Origin of the sequence: Haemophilus sp. HMSC061E01 (assembly GCF_001810345.1) — a bacterium.
GTDB lineage: Bacteria > Pseudomonadota > Gammaproteobacteria > Enterobacterales > Pasteurellaceae > Haemophilus_D.
The window spans coordinates 1-618 of sequence record NZ_KV800993.1 but is presented as its reverse complement, the minus strand read 5'-3'; the positions used below and the strand labels follow the sequence as shown (position 1 = coordinate 618).

Here is a 618-nt window from a genome sequence, read left to right as displayed (position 1 = left end):
GGCAAGTTTCGTGCTTAGATGCTTTCAGCACTTATCTCTTCCGCACTTAGCTACCCGGCAATGCGTCTGGCGACACAACCGGAACACCAGTGGTGCGTCCACTCCGGTCCTCTCGTACTAGGAGCAGCCCCAATCAATTCTCCAACGCCCACGGCAGATAGGGACCGAACTGTCTCACGACGTTCTAAACCCAGCTCGCGTACCACTTTAAATGGCGAACAGCCATACCCTTGGGACCTACTTCAGCCCCAGGATGTGATGAGCCGACATCGAGGTGCCAAACACCGCCGTCGATATGAACTCTTGGGCGGTATCAGCCTGTTATCCCCGGAGTACCTTTTATCCGTTGAGCGATGGCCCTTCCATTCAGAACCACCGGATCACTATGACCTACTTTCGTACCTGCTCGACTTGTCTGTCTCGCAGTTAAGCTTGCTTATACCATTGCACTAACCTGACGATGTCCGACCGTCATTAGCAAACCTTCGTGCTCCTCCGTTACTCTTTGGGAGGAGACCGCCCCAGTCAAACTACCCACCAGACACTGTCCGAGACCACGTTTCGTAATCTTCGTTAGAACATCAAACGTTAAAGGGTGGTATTTCAAGGTCGACTCCA

General features: G+C 52.8%; 1 rRNA gene. It reads right to left on the bottom strand.

The features are described 5' to 3' along the window. Window positions 1-618: ribosomal RNA gene (locus tag HMPREF2732_RS00120) — 23S ribosomal RNA — on the bottom strand; the annotation flags it as partial.